Origin of the sequence: Mesorhizobium sp. dw_380 (genome assembly GCF_018588885.1) — a bacterium.
GTDB lineage: Bacteria > Pseudomonadota > Alphaproteobacteria > Rhizobiales > Rhizobiaceae > Mesorhizobium.
On record NZ_JAFFIW010000012.1, the window covers coordinates 64996 to 83057 of the forward strand.

The window sequence follows — 18062 nt, forward strand, 5'->3', positions numbered from 1 at the left end:
ACTGTCGGGCGCATCCGAAGCAACTGGCGGCCGATGCCTAAGCATAGGCTTCAAAACGCGCAATTGCAAAGTTTAGCGCTCAAATCGCGGCGAGAGCAGCTCGAGATTGCAGCTGGCCCCGAGACCGGAGATTTACCTCCTCACCACTCGGCGAAGGAACCGTCCTTGTGGCGCCAGACCGGGTTGCGCCAGCGGTGACCTTCCCTGGCGCGCTCCTTGACGTAATCCTCGTCGATCTCGACGCCCAGGCCCGGGCCATCGGGAATGGCGACATAGCCATCCTGGTAGCGGAAGACATCCTTGTTGGCGGCGTAGTCGAGCAGGTCGTTGGCGGCGTTGTAATGGATGCCGAGGCTCTGCTCCTGGATGAAGCAATTGTAGCTGACGGCGTCGAGCTGCAGGCAGGCGGCCAGCGCGATCGGTCCCAGCGGACAGTGCGGCGCCACCGCCACGTCATAGGCTTCCGCCATCGCCGCGATCTTGCGGCATTCGGTGATGCCGCCGGCATGCGACAGGTCCGGCTGGATGATGTCGACGACGCCTTCCTCGAACACCGATTTGAAGTCCCAGCGGCTGTAGAGACGCTCGCCCAGCGCAATCGGCGTCGAACCGAGAGCTGCGATCTCCTTCAGCGCCTCGCGGTTTTCGCTGAGCACCGGTTCCTCGATGAACATGAGCCGGTAGGGTTCGAGTTCCTTGACGAGGATGCGGGCCATCGGCCGGTGCACGCGTCCGTGGAAATCGACGGCGATGCCGATGTTGGGGCCGACAGCTTCGCGCACCATGGCCACGCGTTCCACTGCGGCGTCTATCTTGTCGTGGCTGTCGACGATCTGCAATTCCTCGGTGCCATTCATCTTCAGCGCCAGGAAGCCGCGCGCCACCATTTCCTTGGCGCCGGCCGCCACCTCCGCTGGGCGGTCGCCGCCGATCCAAGAATAGACCTTGATCGTGTCGCGCAGCCTGCCGCCGAGCAGTTCATGCACGGGCACGCCAAGCGCCTTGCCCTTGATGTCCCACAGCGCCTGGTCGATGCCGGCAATGGCGCTCATCAGGATAGGCCCGCCGCGATAGAAGCCGCCGCGGTGCATCACCGTCCAGTGGTCCTCGATCAGGCGAGGGTCCTTGCCGATGAGGTAGTCGCCAAGCTCCTTGACCGCCGCCTCGACGGTCAGCGCCCGGCCCTCGACCACCGGCTCGCCCCAGCCGGTGACGCCGGCGTCGGTCTCGATCTTCAGGAACAGCCAGCGCGGCGGAACGATGTAGGTGGTGAGCGATATGATTTTCATGCGGGTCTCAGTTGTTCTTGAGTTTCTTGGCGCTGACGAGGTCGCGCGCCGCAAGGTCGAGAATCCGGTTTGCCGCGCCACGCGCGGCCTCGGCGTCGCGCATGCGCAGCGCCTCCACCACCTCGCGGTGCGCCGCCACGGCTTCCATGCGCCGCTCGAAAGAAATCGTCGCCGTCGCTTCCAGCGAGAATTTCAGCCCGGTGTCGATCAGATTGCCGATCTGGCGAAAGATCGGGTTGTGGCTCGCAGCATACACGATCTGGTGGAAGGCGATATCGGAGCGCGAGAACATGGCGAGGTCCTCGCCGGCGTCCGCCATGCCGCGCCACGCGGCTTCGAGATCGGCGATCTCCTGCAGTGTCGCGCGCGTCGCTGCCAGTTCCGCGACCAGCGGTTCGATGGCGCGGCGTGTTTCCAGGATGGCGTCAAACAGCTTGTCGTCCAGTGCATGCGGCGCATGCCAGGCAAGCACCTGCGGGTCGATGATGTTCCAGTCGTCCTCGTTGCAGACGATGGTGCCGACGCGCGGCCGCGACAGCACCAGCCCCTTGGCGGCCAGCACCTTCAGGGCCTCGCGGATGACGGTGCGGCTGACGCCATACTCGATGCCAAGTTCGTTTTCGGTCGGCAGGGAGGATCCAGCCGGGTAGCGGCCGGAAAAAATATCCGAGGCCATCGCCTTGGTCACATCGGGCATGACGCGCGGGCGGCGGCTAGCCGTCTCGCCTGACGCCTTTTTAGAAGTTTCGGTCACCTCAGCCCTCCTCCAAGGCGGCGAACCCTTTGGGTTTCGCACAACCGGCCCGGCCTTACCGGATGCGGATGATTTGCGCCAGCGATCCTTGGTCAGAGCATGTATCTTAATTATCATACCAGATCAATTGACGAGTATGATAAAAACGAATAGAGACTCCGGCACCCGGGCCGAGCGCCCGGCCTATCGCTGGGAGGTAATCATGCGACTTTTGAAGACCGCGCTTGTCGCGGGCGCGCTTGCCGTGCTGTCCGTCACGACCATCGCTGCATATGCTCAGGACACCAAGATCGGCTTCATCGTCAAACAGCCCGAGGAGCCGTGGTTCCAGGACGAATGGAAATTCGCCGACCAGGCCGCCAAGGAAAAGGGGTTTACCCTCGTCAAGATCGGTGCCGAGGACGGTGAGAAGCTGATGTCGGCGATCGACAATCTCGGCGCCCAGGGCGCGCAGGGCTTCATTGTCTGCACCCCGGACGTGAAGCTCGGCCCCGGCATCGCCGCCAAGGCCGCCGCCAACAATCTCAAGCTGATGACCGTCGACGACCGGCTGGTCGGCGCCGACGGCAAGGCGCTGGAGGATGTGCCGCATATGGGCATCTCGGCCACCAAGATCGGCGAGGCCGTCGGCCAGGCGATCGTCGACGAAATGAAGGCGCGCGGCTGGAAGGCCGACGAGGTCGGCGCGATCCGGGTCTCCTACGACCAGTTGCCGACCGCCGTCGACCGTGTCGAAGGCGCAATTTCGGTGCTCAAGGCCAATGGCTTCAAGGCCGAGAATATCTTTGATGCGCCGCAAGCCAAGACCGACACCGAGGCCGCCCTCAACGCCGCGACCGTCGTGCTCAACGCCCATGCCGACATCAAGAAGTGGGTCTCCTTCGGCCTCAATGACGAGGCCGTTCTGGGCGCCGTGCGTGCTTCCGAAAGCGTCGGCATTCCCGCCGACGGCATGATCGGCGTCGGCATCGGCGGCGCGGATTCGGCGATCAACGAATTCAAGAAGCCGACCGCCACCGGCTTCGTCGGTACGGTGATCATCTCGCCGAAGCGGCATGGTTACGAGACGGCGCTCAACATGTATGACTGGGTCGCCAACAACAAGGAACCGGAGAAGCTGATCCTGACCTCCGGTGCGCTGGCCAAGCGCGACGACTACCAGAAGGTCCGCCAGGGCCTCGGCATCGAATAATCCTCCCTGTACAAACAGGCGGCGGCTCATCCCGCCGCCTGTTTGTCATGACACAGAAGGATCGGCGCCGTGTCCTTTCTCGACTTCTCGCGCATCACCAAGACCTATCCGGGCGTCAAGGCGCTGTCGGATGTTTCGTTCGGCGTCGACAAGGGCGCCGTGCATGGCCTGATGGGCGAGAATGGCGCTGGTAAATCCACGCTGATCAAGATCCTGTCGGGCGACCAGCATGCCGACGATGGCGAGATCCGCATCGACGGCAAGGTCCAGGCCTATGCCTCGACAAGGGATGCCTTCGACAATGGCGTCATCGTCATCCACCAGGAACTCCAGCTCGTCCCCGAACTCACCGTTGCCGAGAACCTCAGCCTCGGCCGCTTTCCCGCCAGCGCCGGCATCATCGCCGGCCGCCGGATGCTGGACGATGTCGGCGCCAAGCTGAAATCGGCCGGCATCGACATCGACATGCGCCGCAAGGTCAAGACGCTGTCCATCGGCGAACGCCAGATGGTCGAGATCGCCAAGGCGATCATGCTCGACGCGCGCGTCATCGCGCTGGACGAGCCGACCTCGTCGCTGTCCTCGCGCGAAAGCGAAATCCTGTTTTCCCTGATCGACCGGCTGCGCGGCGAGGGCAAGGTCATCATCTATGTCTCGCATCGGCTGGACGAGGTGTTCCGCCTCTGCGACAGCCTGACCGTGCTGCGCGACGGCAAGCTCGCGGCGCATCACGCGTCGCTGAAAGGTGTCACCCGCGACCAAGTCGTCGCCGAAATGGTCGGCCGCGAAATCTCCGACATCTGGGGTTTTCGCCCGCGCAAATCAGGCGACATCAGGCTGAAAGTCGACACTGTCTCCGGAGCAAAGCTGAAGACGCCCGCCAGTTTCGAGGCGAGGGCTGGCGAGATCGTCGGCTTCTTCGGCCTGATCGGCGCCGGACGCTCGGAGTTGATGCGGCTGGTTTTTGGCGCCGACCATCGATCGGGCGGCACCATCACCGTCGACGGCAAGGTCGTTGGCGCCACCGACCCGCATGATGCGATCCGCGCCGGCATCGTTCTGTGCTCGGAAGATCGCAAGCATGACGGCATCATCCAGGGCCGCTCGATCGAGGAGAACATCAACATCTCGTCGCGGCGCCATCACGCGCGCTTCGGCGTCTTGAACCGCGCCAGCGAGATCGAAACCGCCGAAACCTTCATCAAGAAGCTCAAGGTGCGCACGCCCTCGCGCAAGCAGGACATCATCAACCTTTCCGGCGGCAACCAGCAGAAGGTCATCCTTGGCCGGTGGCTGTCGGAGCAGGGCGTGCGCGTCCTCATCGTCGACGAGCCGACGCGGGGCATTGACGTCGGCGCCAAATCGGAAATCTACGAACTGCTCTACCAGCTTGCCGAAGACGGCATGGCGATCATCGTCGTCTCGTCCGAACTACCCGAGGTGATGGGTATTTGCGACCGCATCCTGGTGATGTGCGGCGGGCGCATCAGCGCCGAACTTGTGCGGGACCAGTTCGCCGAGAAGGCGATCCTGGCAGCAGCACTTCCCGACAAGAAAACCCCCGACGCGATCGCATCCTGAGGATTTTGGCATGACCCACCGGTTGAAGAAGCTCCTGCTCGGCGAACAGGGCCTCGTCGTCATCTTCATCGTCGCCTTCGCGCTGGTGTCGGCTCTGGTGCCGAACTTCCTCACCGATCGCAACATGCTTGGCCTGCTGCAGTCGGTGGTCACCGTCGGAATCGTCGCCTGCACCATGATGTTCTGTCTCGCGGCGCGCGACTTCGACCTGTCGGTCGGCTCGATCGTCGCCTTCGCCGGCATGGTCGCGGTGATGGCGTCGAACTACACCGGCTCGATCCTGCTCGGCCTTCTGGCGGCAATCGCCTGCGGGGCCTTCGTCGGTTTCATCAACGGCGTCGTCATCGCCAAATTCCGCATCAACGCGCTGATCACGACGCTGGCCACCATGCAGATCGTGCGCGGCCTGGCGTTGATCGCATCCGACGGCCGCGCCGTCGGCATCAACAGCCCTGATTTCTACCAGTTGGCGCTGTCGAAACTGCTTGGCATCCCGACACCGATCTGGATTCTGGCGCTTCTGTTCGGCATCTTCGGCTTCGTCCTGAACCGCACCGTCTTCGGCAAGAACACGCTTGCCATCGGCGGCAATCCCGAGGCGTCGCGGCTGGCCGGCGTCAATGTCGACAGGACGCGCATCTGGATCTTCGCGCTGCAGGGCGTGGTCTGCGGCATCGCCGGCATCCTGCTGGCCTCGCGCATCACCTCGGGCCAGCCCAACGCGGCGGTCGGGCTCGAGCTTTCGGTCATCTCGGCCTGCGTGCTCGGCGGCGTCTCGCTTGCCGGCGGTCGCGCCACCATGTCCGGCGTCATCGTCGGCGTGCTGATCATGGGCATTGCCGAGAACGCCATGAACCTGCTCAACATCCCAGCCTTCTATCAATACATCGTGCGCGGCGTGATCCTGCTGCTCGCCGTTCTGCTCGACAATCTACGCTCGTCGGCATTGGGCCGGAGGTAATCATCTTCCAGGTGGAGTGACAGTGATGGCTGACCGTCTGACCGGCAAACGCATCTTCCTGACCGGCGCCGCGCAAGGCATCGGGCTAGCCATCGCCGAAGCTTGTCTGGCCGAGGGGGCAAAGCTGTTCCTGGTCGATCGCGACGGCAAATTGCTGGACAAGACCGTGGCGGGGCTTGCCGCCTCGCACGGATCTATCGGGCACGTCGCCGCCGACATCAGCGACGGGGCCGCGATTGCCGCCGCGGTCAGGCAAGCAGGCGAAGAGATCGGCCCGGTCAACGCGTTGATCAACAATGCCGGCATGAATGTCTTCTCGACGCCGCTCGATGCGACGGAGGAGGAGTGGAACCGCAATTTCGACGTCAACGTCAAGGGCGCCTGGAACTGCAGCAAGGCGGTGCTGCCTGGCATGCTCGCCAGCGGCGGCGGCACTATCCTCAACATCGCCTCGACGCACAGCTTCACTATCATTCCGCACACCTTCCCCTATCCCGTCGCCAAGCACGCTTTGCTTGGCCTCACCAAATCGCTAGCGCTCGAGTATGCGCGGCAAGGCGTGCGCGTGAATGCGTTGGCGCCCGGCTATGTCGAGACGCAGAAGGCGATCGACTACTGGAACAGCTTTGCTGATCCGGCCGCGGCGCGTGCCAAGACCATGGCGCTGCATCCCGGCGGCCGCATCGCCTCGGCACGCGAGATCGCGCTCGCCGCGGTGTTCATGATTTCCGACGAAAGCCCGTTCATGAACGCGGCCACGCTCGTCGTCGACGGCGGGCTGAGCCAGCTGCAGCATCCCGCCTGAATGTCAGGGAACAATGTACCTGTTTCAGCCGAGAAGCTCGGCGGCGACTTCGAGGGTGTTGCGGAACGACGTTTCGAGGTGGTTCTCCATCGCCTGCGCGGCGCCCTCGGCGTCGTGGCGCCTCAGCGCCTCGAGGATGGCTTCGTGCTGCTCGATCGTCTGCTCGCCATAGCCGGGCTTCGGGATGACGAGATACCGGCCCCGATCCATCTGCGCCTTGGAGATGTCGACGGCGCGCCAGATTTTCGGCAGCCCGCAGATCTCGGCTATGGTGCGGTGGAAGACGTCGTCGAGCTGGATCGCGGTGGCATATCTGCCGCGCGATATTGCGAGCCGGTGCGCCGCCATATTGTCCTCCAGAAGTTCGCCGGCTGACGGCGTAAATCTGGCGGCCGCGCGCCTGGCGCTTTCCATCTCCAGGGCCCGCCGGATGACGTAGGCTTCTTCGAGGTCGACGCGGTTGATCGGCGCGACATAGGTTCCGGTCTGCGCCAGGATCGTGACGAGGCCCTCGTCACTTATGCGCTTGACCGCTTCGCGCACCGGTGTGCGCGAGACGCCGAGCGCTTCAGCGATGGCCACCTCGTTGATGACTTCCCCCGGTTTCATCTGTCCGACGACAATCAGCTTGCGGATCTTATGATAAATCTGATCGCGCAGTGGCAGTGCCCGATTGAGCGTCGAAGGGTCCAGGTCCATAGGAAATCCGCGTCTTCGTACACCAGAAACGGTCAAATTATATTAGGATGTCAAATGAAATGCACTTGGCGCTTCGGTTCGTGCGCCTTGGCCCGCACAAACCGTGCAACCGACCATCAGCTTGGGTGCGGCCCGAAGAGAGAATTTTCAATTCCGGGCCCGGATTTGGAATAAACTAACTCTACAGAGTTTATAGAATAAGCAATCTGCACTGGCGATCTGGTTTTCCCGGACAGGACCACGCCATGCCCGCTTCCTTGCGCCCGCTCTCAGACATAGCCCGCCACCGCCGCCCAATCGGGAGAGGCCGGCCATGACCCGCGACGTTCCCGATCGCATCAAGGTGCTGTGGTTTCTGCCGACACATGGAGACAGCCGCTATCTCGGCACGACGGAAGGCGGCAGGGCCGTCGATCTGCCCTATCTGACGCAGGTGGCGAAAGCCGCCGACACGCTGGGCTATTACGGCGTGCTGTTGCCGACCGGCCGGGCCTGCGAGGATTCCTGGGTGATCGCCTCGGCATTGGCGCCACTCACCGAACGGCTGCGTTTCCTCGTTGCCGTGCGGCCTGGCCTGCAGTCGCCGACGCTCGCCGCGCGCATGACCGCCACGCTCGACCGCATTTCCAACGGCCGCCTGCTGATCAATGTCGTCACCGGCGGCGATCCGCTGGAGAACAAGGGCGACGGCATCTTCCTCTCGCACGCCGAGCGCTACGAGGTAACGCAGGAATTCCTGCGGATCTACAAGCGCGTGCTGAGCGGCGAGACGGTCGAGCACCAGGGCAAGCATTTCCACATCGAGGACGGGAGGCTGCTCTTCCCGCCTGTGCAGACACCATACCCGCCGCTCTATTTCGGCGGCTCGTCCGAGGCCGGATCGGTGGTGGCGGCCCAGGAAATCGACAAATATCTGACTTGGGGCGAACCACCCGCCGATGTCGAGCGCAAGCTGGACGGCATGCGTGAACTGGCCGAAAAAGCCGGCCGCAAGCTCTCCTTCGGCATTCGCCTGCATGTCATCGCCCGCGAAACGACCGAACAGGCGTGGGCCGCCGCCGACAGTCTGATCAGCCGGCTGGACGACGCGACCATCGCTTCGGCGCAAAAAGTCTTTGCCCGTATGGATTCGGTCGGCCAGGCACGGATGAGCGCGCTGCATGGCGGCAGCCGCGACAAGCTCGAGATCGCGCCCAATCTCTGGGCCGGCGTCGGCTTGGTGCGCGGTGGCGCCGGAACAGCCCTTGTCGGCGATCCCGATACGGTCGCCGAGCGCATCGACGAATACCGCCGCCTCGGCATCGACACCTTCATCCTGTCCGGCTATCCGCATCTGGAGGAAGCCTATCGCTTCGGGGAACTGGTGCTGCCGAAATTGCCGACCGATCATCCGGTCAAATCAGGCGGCTCGTCCGTCAACACCGGACCGTTCGGCGAGACCATCGCCGGCGACCACCGGCCGAAGTCGCTCGCCAGCGCCTCGTGAACGCGCTGCCTCCGGCCCGCCGATTGCGCGTCATCATCATCGGCGGCGGTTTTTCCGGCGCGGCGGTCGCCTGGAACCTGGTGCGGGCAAATCGGCCGGAGCGCCTGTCGATTTCCGTGATCGAGCCCCGCCCGGCGCTTGGTGGCGGCCTCGCCTATTCCAGCGAGGAGCCGTCGCACCGCGTCAATGTCCCCGCCGTAAGAATGAGCATGGCTCCCGATGACCCGCAGCATTTTGCGCGCTGGTTGGCCGGCAGCGGCGAACTCGAGCGCGATGCGGACGCAATCTGGAAGAACGGCGATGTGTTTCCGCGCCGCCGCGTCTTCGGCCGCTATGTCGCCGAGCACCTCGCGCGCCATATCGAGACCGGCGCTATCCGCCACGAAGGCCTGGCCACGCGGGTAACACGAGAAACCAATGGCTGGACCGTGCAGACGTCCGCCGGACCTGTTGCCGCTGACATCGTCGTCCTCGCCGCAACCCATCCTGCGCCCGCAATTCCCCCCGCGCTGATCCACTTGGCGGAAGCGCCGGGGTTTGTCGCCGACCCATACGCCCCTGACGCGCTTGCCGGGATCGGACCGGACGCGTCGGTGCTGATCGTCGGTTCCGGGCTGACTTCGGCCGACATGGTCGCCGAACTTGATCGACGCGGCCATCGCGGTCGCATCCTCGCGCTGTCGCGCCGCGGGTTGCGCTCGCGCGGTCACCCTGACGTCAGGGGTGAACCCTTCGGCGATTTCGCATCGGCGCCGGCCACATCCGCACTCGGCTTGCTGAAAAACATTCGTGCCACACTGGCCGCGGCGCGCGAGGCCAATATCAACTGGCAGTCGGTTTTCGATCAACTGCGCCTGCAGGGGCCGGCGCTGTGGTCAGCCCTTGCTCCGCCCGAACGGGCAAGGCTGGTCCGCCAGCTGCGTGTGTTCTGGGACGTGCATCGCTTCAGGATCGCCCCGCAGGTCGCTTCCGTGCTCGACCGCCGCCATGCAGTCGGCACGTTCGACACCATCGCCGCCAGGCTTGTCGCGTCGAACGACGAGGGCGAGAGCCTGGTGGTCAGCTTTCAGCGGCGCGGCCAGACACGGATCGAGACGGCACGCTTCGATGCCGTCATCAACACGACAGGGCCGGCCCATGGGCAGGCCCTTCAGACCAATCCGGCGCTGCGCTCCCTGGCGGAAGCCGGGCTGGTCAGGGTCGACGCATACGGACTCGGTATCGAGACCACTCTAGAAAGCCGCGCCATCGGCCGGGATGACAGGGCGGTCGCCAGCCTCTTTGTCGCCGGTCCGCTGGCGCGGGGCACCTTTGGCGAACTGATGGGCCTGCCGGAGGTCGCCCGCCATGCCCAGCTGGTCGCGGCCGAGATTGCCAGGCTGCTCGACACGCTCCCGTCAGTCGACGCCGTTGGCGCCAATGCCGGGGACGTTGCGGTCGCGCGCTGAAGCGGAGGCCGGTCAGGCCGGGCAAAATTGGTATTTCCGTCCAAAGAGGGTTCCAAAAACGGAAAATCCTACTTTGTATATAAATTCCATAAACATAATAAATATCGGGGGAAGCCGGCCACGGTCGGATCGCTCAGTGATGGCCAGAATGGGAGACAGTGCATGGCACACGCAGAGACCGACGCGATCAAATTCGCCTACTGGGTGCCCAATGTCTCGGGCGGCCTGGTGATCTCAGACATCGAGCAGCGCACCAATCATTCGGCCGAGTACAACCGCAAGCTAGCGCAGATTGCCGAGAAGGCGGGCTTCGACTATGCGCTGAGCCAGATCCGTTTCACCGCCGGTTACGGTGCGGATGAGCAGCATGAATCGGTGGCGTTCAGCCACGACCTGCTGGCGGCCACCACGACGCTCAAGGTGATCGCGGCGATCCTGCCCGGACCCTGGAACCCGGCGCTGGCGGCCAAGCAGCTCGCCACCATCAGCTATCTGACCAATGGCCGCGTCGCCATCAACCTCGTCTCCGGCTGGTTCCGTGGCGAATTCCATGCCATCGGCGAACACTGGCTCGACCATGACGAGCGCTATCGCCGTTCGGAGGAGTTCATCCGCGCACTGCGCGGAATATGGACTGAAGACAGCTTCACCTTCCGTGGCGATTTCTACCGCTTCAACCAATATTCGCTGAAGCCGAAACCGCCGCAGCCGCTGCCCGAAATCTTCCAGGGCGGCTCCTCGCGCGCCGCGCGCGACATGGCATCGCGTGTCTCCGACTGGTACTTCACCAATGGCAACACGCCGGCCGAGATCTCCAGGCAGGTCGACGACCTCAGGGCCAAGGCGAAGGCCAACCACCATTCCGTCAAGGTCGGTGTCAATGCCTTCGCCATAGTCCGCGAGACCGAGGAAGAAGCAAAGGCCGTGCTTGCCGAAATCATCGCCAAGGCCAATCCCGAGGCGGTCAACGCCTTCGGTCACGAGGTCAAGAATGCGGGCAAGGCTTCGCCGGAAGGCGAGGGCAATTGGGCGAAATCCTCCTTCGACGATCTCGTCCAGTACAATGACGGCTTCCGCTCCAACCTGATCGGCACGCCGAGGCAAGTCGCCGAGCGCATCGTCGACCTGAAGCGCGCCGGCGCCGATTTGATCCTGCTCGGCTTCCTGCATTTTCAGGAAGAGGTCGAGTATTTCGGCAAGCACGTCATTCCGCTCGTTCGCGAGCTGGAGGACGCCGAACAGGCAGCGTCATTGGCGGCGGAATAGCCATTTCCAGAAGGCTGGCCGGGCAATCCGGCCGGCGTACCGATGAAGGTTCCCAGGCGCTCGATCGCTCGGGCGTCAACGAGACTTTGTGCGCCTGCCAAGCAATCGAGGACGATTGGAATGCCGTTGCCCAGCTATGCCCTAGGAGTGATGGAGGCTTCGGTCTACGCGCCGGAAGTTTTTGCGCATGGCTTGCCCTCAGCGCTCCAGCCTGCGCAGCCATCCGAAGGCTACGCCGAGCCGGCGGGAGCCGCCGCGAATGCGGCATCTCCGCTGCTTTCGCTCCAAGGCATCGGCCTGTCGTTCGGCGGTGTCGTCGCACTTGCGGACATCGACCTGTCGGTGCGCCCTGGCGAGATCCGCGCCATCATCGGTCCGAACGGCGCCGGCAAGAGCTCGCTGATCAATGTCATCAGTGGCGTCTACCGGCCGGACCGTGGTCATGTCCTGCTCGACGGCACCTCCTACGCCCAGGTGCCGACGCAGCGGCTGGCGCATCTCGGCGTCGCCAGGACCTTTCAGAACCTTGCTTTGTTCAAGGGCCTCAGCGTCCTCGACAATGTCGCGTCCGGCCTTGCCTATAAGGTCCGCTCCAACTTTGCCGGCCAGGTGCTCGGCATCGGCCGCTCGCGTGGCGAGCAGCGTGAGACACGCAACCGCGCCGATCAGATCCTCGATTTCCTTGACCTCAGAGCCGTTCGTGACCGCCTCGCCGGCACGCTGCCTTACGGACTGCAGAAGCGGGTCGAACTGGCCCGCGCTCTGGCAGCGCAGCCGCGGCTGCTTTTGCTCGACGAGCCGATGGCCGGCATGACCGCTGGCGAAAAGAGCGAGATGGCGGATTTCATCCGCGCCGCACGCGACCGTTTCGCCACCACTGTCGTGCTGATCGAGCACGATGTCGGCGTCGTCATGGGCCTGTCGGACCGCATCGCCGTTCTCGACTATGGCCGCAAGATCGCCGACGCCACGCCCGACGAAGTCAGGAACGACCAGCGCGTCATCGATGCCTATCTCGGCGTCGCCTCCGACGATGAGGACGGGGCGGGCATATGATCGCCGATTTCGACTACCAATTCTTCATCGAAGTGCTCGTCGGCGGCCTGCTCTCCGGCGTCATGTACTCGCTGGTCGCGATCGGCTTCGTGCTGATCTACAAGACCTCGGGCGTGCTCAATTTCGCGCAGGGCGCGATGCTCTTGTTCGCGGCACTCACCTTCGTCAGCCTGGTCGAACGCGGCATTCCCTTCGCGCTGGCATTGGTTGCCACCTTCGTCATCATGGTGGCGATCGGCATCGCCATCGAGCGCGCGGTGCTGCGGCCGCTGACCAACAAGCCGCCGATCACTTTGTTCATGGCTACGCTCGGCCTGTCCTACATCATCGAGGGCGCCGCCCAGCTGATCTGGGGCACGCAGGTCCATGGTCTCGACCTCGGCATCGAGGATGTGCCGCTGGAAGTCGGCGGCGTGCTGATCAGCCAGTTCGATATCTTCGCCGCGGTGGTGGCCGCCGGCATGGTTCTCCTGCTGTCGCTGTTCTTCCGCTACACCCGCATCGGCCTCTCCTTCCGCGCTGTCGCCGACGATCAGTTCGCCGCACTCGCGGTCGGCCTCAGGCTTCCGCTGATCTGGGCGACCGTCTGGGCCGCCGCCGGACTTGTCGCCCTGGTCGCGGGGCTGCTCTGGGGCGCGCGCCTTGGTGTGCAGTTCTCGCTGTCCCTGGTGGTGCTCAAGGCGCTGCCGGTGCTGGTGCTCGGCGGCTTCGATTCCATCCTCGGCGCCATTGTCGGCGGGCTCTTGATCGGTGCCAGCGAAAAGCTCGCCGAGGTCTATATCGGCGACTATTTCGGCGGCGGCATCGAAAGCTGGTTCGCCTATGTCGTGGCCCTGGTCTTCCTCTTGATCCGTCCTTCCGGCCTGTTTGGCCAGAAGCTCGTCGAAAGGGTCTGAGCCATGGCCGCGATCACAAGCGATTTCTCGTCCACGCCGGTGCTGCCGAAATGGACCGTACCCATACTTTTGCTCGCCTTCGCCTATGGCATCGTGCCGCTCATCGGCTCGAGCTATCTGTTCGAAGCCATCCTGCTGCCGTTCCTGGCGCTCGGCCTTGCCGGCGTCGGCCTCAACATCCTCACCGGCTATGCCGGCCAGGTGTCGCTGGGCAGCGCTGCCTTCATGGCGGCGGGCGCCTTCGCCGCCTATAATTTCAACCTGAGGATCGAAGGCTTGCCATTGATCGGCAGCATCGTTCTCGCCGGCATTGTCGCGGCCGCGATCGGCATCCTCTTCGGCCTGCCCAGCCTGCGGTTGAAGGGCTTTTATCTCGCCGTGTCGACGCTTGCCGCCCAGTTCTTCGTGCAATGGGCGCTGACCAAGTTCAGCTGGTTCTCGAACAACTCGGCGTCCGGCGTGATCGACGCGCCGAGACTGTCGATTTCAGGCTTCGCCCTCGACGGCGCCGTCGGCCGCTATCTCTTCGCGCTGACCATCGTCACTGTGCTGACCTTCCTTGCCCATCGATTGGTGACATCGCAGACCGGGCGCAATTTCATCGCCATCCGCGACAATGAGACCGCCGCCCGCATCATCGGCATCCCGGTGCTGAAGACCAAGCTGCTGGCCTTCGCCATCTCGTCCTTCATCATCGGCGTCGCCGGCGTCATCTGGGCCTTCGCCTATCTCAGAACCGTCGAGCCGGACGGCTTCGATCTCGACCGCTCGTTCCAGATCCTGTTCATCATCATCATCGGCGGCCTCGCCTCGATCCGCGGCGCGTTTTTCGGCGCCGCCCTCATCGTTGTCTTCCCGCTCGCACTGTCGCGCCTTGGCGGCTTCCTGCTCGGCGATGTCTTCGATTCGGGCGTGCTTGACATGAGCCAGCGCATCGTGCTCGGCGCCCTCATCATCCTGTTTCTGATCCTTGAACCCGACGGGCTGGTGGCCCTGTGGGACAGGACCCGAAGACGGCTCCTGTTCGCCTGGCAGTCGACGTGAGCTTCATGCATTTGAAAATGAACCAGAGGCCGAACCCAAGGCGGCCCATACCGGGAGTACCCCAATAATGACCTTCCTCAGCACCATCAAGGCGGCGGCATTGTCCGCGGCAATGATCGTGTCGGTGGCCCTGCCCGCCGCTCACGCCGACGAACAGTATTTCCCGCTGCAGAGCTATCGCGTCGGGCCCTACGCGGCCGGCGGCACCGGCTTCTTCGGCGGCTTCATCGATTACCTCAACCTCATCAACATCCGCGATGGTGGCGTCAACGGTGTCAAGCTGACCTGGGACGAATGCGAGACCCAGTACGAGGTCGAGCGCGGCGTCGAATGCTACGAGCGGCAGAAGAGCCATGCGGGTGCGGCCGCCTGGAATCCACTGTCGGTCGGCATCGCCTATGCCATGATCGACCGCATCACCGCTGACAAGGTGCCGCTGATCACGGTCAACCATGGCCGCACCGACTCCACCGACGGACGCGTGTTTCCTTACGTCTTCCCGCTGCTGCTCAACCCCTACAGCGAGACGTCGGGCATCGTGAATTACATCGCCTCCAAGGAAGGCGGCATTGACAAGCTCAAGGGCAAGAAGATCGTCGTGCTTTACCACGGCTCGCCCTACGGCAAGGAGACCATCCCGATCTATGAGCTGCTGGCGCAGAAATACGGCTTCACCGTCCAGCAGATCGAGGTGCCGCATCCCGGCAACGAGCAGCAGTCGCAGTGGCTGACCATCCGCCGCGCCAAGCCTGACTTCGTCGTCCTGCGCGGCTGGGGCGTGATGAACCCGGTGGCGCTGAAGACGGCGGTCAAGGTCGGCTATCCCGTCGATCATATCGTCGGCAATGTCTGGTCGAATTCGGAAGAGGACGTCATCCCCGCCGGCGACGCCGCCAAGGGCTACACCGCCATCACCACCCAGGCTTCCGGCAACAGCTACCCGGTGGTGCAGGAGATCGTGAAGACGGTCTACGGCGCCGGCAAGGGCAATCTCGAAGACAAGTCGCGCATCGGCTCGGTCTACCACAATCTCGGCATCGTCAACGGCATCTTGAATGTCGAGGCGATCCGCGTCGCGCAGGAAAAGTTCGGCCACCGCACGCTGACCGGCGACGAGGTCCGATGGGGCTTTGAACATCTCAAGCTCGATCCGGCCAAGGTCGAGGCGCTCGGCGCCAAGGACCTGTTCCACTCGATCAACGTCAGCTGGGACAACCACGAAGGCGAGGGCTACGTGACCTTCCAGCAGTGGGACGGCAAGAAGTGGAACGTCGTCTCCGACTGGATCGCGCCGGACTGGGCGCTGCTCAGGCCAATCATCGAAAAGTCCGCCGAGGCCTATGCGGCCGAGAAGGGCATCAAGCTGCGCACCGCCGATGATGCCAACGCCGTGACCACCAACTGATTAGGTGGCGGGCGCCGCGGAACAGGTTTCCGTGGCGCCCGTCCTCTTGCGGTTGCTAGAACCGCGGAATGAGAGCCCCATGCCGGACAATGAAGTCATCCTTGCGGTGGATACGGTTCATGCCACCTATAACCATGCCATCACGGCGCTGCATGGCGTCAGCTTCGAGATCAGGCGCGGCGAGATCCTGGCGCTGCTCGGCGCCAATGGCGCCGGCAAGACCACCACGCTGAAAGCCGTCTCCAACCTGCTGCCGGCCGAGCGTGGCCAGGTCAACGCCGGCACCATCCGCTACGAAGGCTCGGATGTCTCGCACCGTAAACCGGGCGATCTGGTGCGCGCCGGCCTGGTTCCGGTCCTGGAAGGCCGCCACTGCTTCAAGAGCCTAACCGTCGAGGAAAACCTGGTCGCCGGTGGCATCGGCCGCAGCGGACGCCGGGCCGAAATCAGCGGGGATCTTGAGCGGATCTACAGCTATTTCCCGCGCCTCAGGGAAAAGCGCCGGACATTGTCCGGCCTGACCTCCGGCGGCGAACAGCAGATGACCGCGATTGGCCGGGCGCTGATGTCGCGGCCGCGCCTGCTGGTCCTCGACGAACCGTCGATGGGGCTTGCCCCGCTCATCGTCCAGGACATTTTCCAGACGCTGAGAAAACTCAACCGCGAGACCGGCCTGTCGGTCCTGGTCGCCGAGCAGAACTCGGCGGTCGCGCTTCGTTATGCCGACCACGCCACGGTGCTCGAAAACGGCGTCTCCGTTCTCTCTGGCGGCGCTGCCGAGCTTCGTCAGCGCGAGGATGTCAGGGCCTTCTACCTTGGCCAACAGCCACCGCCGGCCGCCAAGCCAGCCCATCTCCATGCAGTCGCCTGAAGCCAGATCAAGGAGTAGTGAAATGACCGTCTCGACCGTCAAGACCGACCACGCTTCCGCCGCCGTACCGCCAGTCGCAAGGCCGTCGACACCGGCACACATCATCCGGGATGACGCCGAGGCGATTGCGATTGCCCGCGCGCTCGCCGCTGAATTCGCCAAGGACTCCTCCAGGCGCGACCACGAGCGGATCTGGCCGGTTGCCGAACTCGACGCCTTCTCGCAGAGCGGCCTGTGGTCGATCAACGTGCCCCGGGCATTCGGCGGACCGGAACTGTCCTACGCGACGCTGGCCAAGGTGATCGAGATCATCTCGGCGGCGGATTCCTCGATAGGCCAGATCGCGCAGAACCATCTTGGCGTCGTCGCCGCCATCCGCACGGTGTCGGATGTGGAACAGCAGAAACTGCTGTTTGCCGAAGCGCTGAAAGGCACGCGGTTCGGCAACGCCTTCTCCGAGTTTGGGTCGAAACGTGCCGCCGATTTCGAGACCCGCTTCACCGACGCCGGCGACCATGTCGTCGTCAATGGCCGCAAATTTTATTCCTCCGGCGCGCTGCTTGCGCATCTGGTGCCGATCGTGGCGCTCGATGACGAGGGCCGTGCCTGGTATGCCATCGCCGATCGTGGCGCGCCTGGCCTGACGGTCATCGACGACTGGTCGAGTTTCGGCCAGCGCACGACGCTCTCCGGCACCGTCATCATCGACAACGTCAAGGTTCCGAAGACGCACCTGGTGCCCGGCTACAAGGGCTATGACAGGCCGACCGCCGACGGCGCCATCTTCCAGATCATCCAGGTGGCGGTGGACACCGGCATCGCCCAGGCGGCAATCAATGAGACGATTCATTTCGTCCGGACCAGGAGCCGCGCCTGGATCGACAGCGGCGTCGACAATGCCTGGGACGATCCCTACACCATCCAGGCGGTCGGCGACCTGACCCTGCGCCTGCACGCGGCGCAGGCGCTGCTGGAAAAGGCCGGCCTGGCGATCGACCGCGCGGTGGCCGAGCCGACCGCCGAGACGGTGGCGCATGCGCAGATCGTCACCGCCGAGGCAAAAATCCTGTCGACCGAGATCGCCATCGCCGCAACGAACAAACTGTTCGAGCTGGCGGGCACGCGTTCGACGCTGGCCGAGCACAATCTCGACCGGCATTGGCGCAACGCCCGTACCCACACGCTGCACGATCCGGTGCGCTGGAAGTACTCGATCCTCGGCAAATATTTCCTCAACGGCGAGAACCCGCCGCTGCACGCCTGGAGCTGATTTTTCCATCGGCGAGCGGCTCGCCCCAGCCAAAACGTC

General features: G+C 63.9%; 16 protein-coding genes. 13 read left to right on the top strand and 3 right to left on the bottom strand.

The window, feature by feature from the left end:
• Positions 1-140: 140 nt before the first annotated feature.
• Positions 141-1289: a galactonate dehydratase gene (dgoD, locus tag JT360_RS14595; RefSeq protein WP_214472359.1), complete on the bottom strand. Its 1149-nt coding sequence runs from the start codon at positions 1287-1289 to the stop codon at positions 141-143.
• 7 nt (positions 1290-1296) lie between these two features.
• Entirely contained in the window at positions 1297-1986 is a 690-nt protein-coding gene (locus tag JT360_RS14600) for a FadR/GntR family transcriptional regulator (protein WP_250888826.1), read from the bottom strand.
• Positions 1987-2245: 259 nt separating this feature from the next.
• Between JT360_RS14600 and JT360_RS14605 the strand changes: the two genes are divergently transcribed.
• The 4 genes from JT360_RS14605 (at position 2246) to JT360_RS14620 (ending at position 6582) form a co-directional block, all read left to right on the top strand.
• Positions 2246-3235 carry an arabinose ABC transporter substrate-binding protein gene (locus JT360_RS14605; RefSeq protein ID WP_214472361.1) on the top strand — a complete coding sequence of 330 codons (990 nt, stop codon included), beginning with the start codon at positions 2246-2248 and terminating at the stop codon, positions 3233-3235.
• Positions 3236-3304: 69 nt separating this feature from the next.
• A complete protein-coding gene (gene araG, locus JT360_RS14610; RefSeq protein WP_214472362.1) occupies positions 3305-4816 on the top strand; it encodes an L-arabinose ABC transporter ATP-binding protein AraG in 1512 nt (503 codons plus the stop codon).
• Between the two features lie 10 nt (positions 4817-4826).
• Complete coding sequence (gene araH, locus JT360_RS14615) at positions 4827-5777, top strand: L-arabinose ABC transporter permease AraH (protein WP_214472363.1); 951 nt, start codon at positions 4827-4829, stop codon at positions 5775-5777.
• 25 nt (positions 5778-5802) lie between these two features.
• Entirely contained in the window at positions 5803-6582 is a 780-nt protein-coding gene (locus tag JT360_RS14620; RefSeq protein ID WP_214472364.1) for an SDR family oxidoreductase, read from the top strand.
• A 24-nt stretch (positions 6583-6606) separates the two neighbouring features.
• Here the strand turns inward: JT360_RS14620 and JT360_RS14625 are convergent, their stop codons facing one another.
• Positions 6607-7281, bottom strand: a complete 675-nt coding sequence (locus JT360_RS14625) for a GntR family transcriptional regulator (protein ID WP_214472365.1) — start codon at positions 7279-7281, stop codon at positions 6607-6609.
• Positions 7282-7594: 313 nt separating this feature from the next.
• Between JT360_RS14625 and ssuD the strand changes: the two genes are divergently transcribed.
• The 9 genes from ssuD to JT360_RS14670 all read left to right on the top strand — a co-directional run bounded on the left by ssuD (position 7595) and on the right by JT360_RS14670 (position 18023).
• On the top strand, positions 7595-8767 hold the full coding sequence (gene ssuD / locus JT360_RS14630) for an FMNH2-dependent alkanesulfonate monooxygenase (RefSeq protein ID WP_214472366.1): 1173 nt from the start codon (positions 7595-7597) through the stop codon (positions 8765-8767).
• A complete protein-coding gene (locus JT360_RS14635) occupies positions 8764-10215 on the top strand; it encodes an FAD/NAD(P)-binding protein (protein ID WP_214472367.1) in 1452 nt (483 codons plus the stop codon). Before ssuD ends, JT360_RS14635 begins: the two co-directional genes overlap by 4 nt.
• 162 nt (positions 10216-10377) lie before the next feature.
• On the top strand, positions 10378-11481 hold the full coding sequence (gene sfnG / locus JT360_RS14640; protein ID WP_214472368.1) for a dimethylsulfone monooxygenase SfnG: 1104 nt from the start codon (positions 10378-10380) through the stop codon (positions 11479-11481).
• Positions 11482-11601: 120 nt separating this feature from the next.
• Positions 11602-12537, top strand: a complete 936-nt coding sequence (locus JT360_RS14645) for an ABC transporter ATP-binding protein (protein WP_214472369.1) — start codon at positions 11602-11604, stop codon at positions 12535-12537.
• On the top strand, positions 12534-13433 hold the full coding sequence (locus JT360_RS14650; RefSeq protein WP_214472370.1) for a branched-chain amino acid ABC transporter permease: 900 nt from the start codon (positions 12534-12536) through the stop codon (positions 13431-13433). The genes JT360_RS14645 and JT360_RS14650 overlap by 4 nt, the downstream gene beginning before the upstream one ends.
• Positions 13434-13436: 3 nt before the next feature.
• Positions 13437-14477, top strand: a complete 1041-nt coding sequence (locus tag JT360_RS14655; RefSeq protein ID WP_214472371.1) for a branched-chain amino acid ABC transporter permease — start codon at positions 13437-13439, stop codon at positions 14475-14477.
• A gap of 67 nt (positions 14478-14544) precedes the next feature.
• Positions 14545-15882: an ABC transporter substrate-binding protein gene (locus JT360_RS14660; protein ID WP_183455626.1), complete on the top strand. Its 1338-nt coding sequence runs from the start codon at positions 14545-14547 to the stop codon at positions 15880-15882.
• 79 nt (positions 15883-15961) lie between these two features.
• On the top strand, positions 15962-16753 hold the full coding sequence (locus JT360_RS14665) for an ABC transporter ATP-binding protein (protein WP_214472372.1): 792 nt from the start codon (positions 15962-15964) through the stop codon (positions 16751-16753).
• A gap of 22 nt (positions 16754-16775) precedes the next feature.
• Positions 16776-18023 (top strand): SfnB family sulfur acquisition oxidoreductase, encoded by a 1248-nt coding sequence (locus JT360_RS14670; RefSeq protein WP_214472373.1) that lies wholly within the window; start codon positions 16776-16778, stop codon positions 18021-18023.
• Positions 18024-18062: the final 39 nt, after the last annotated feature.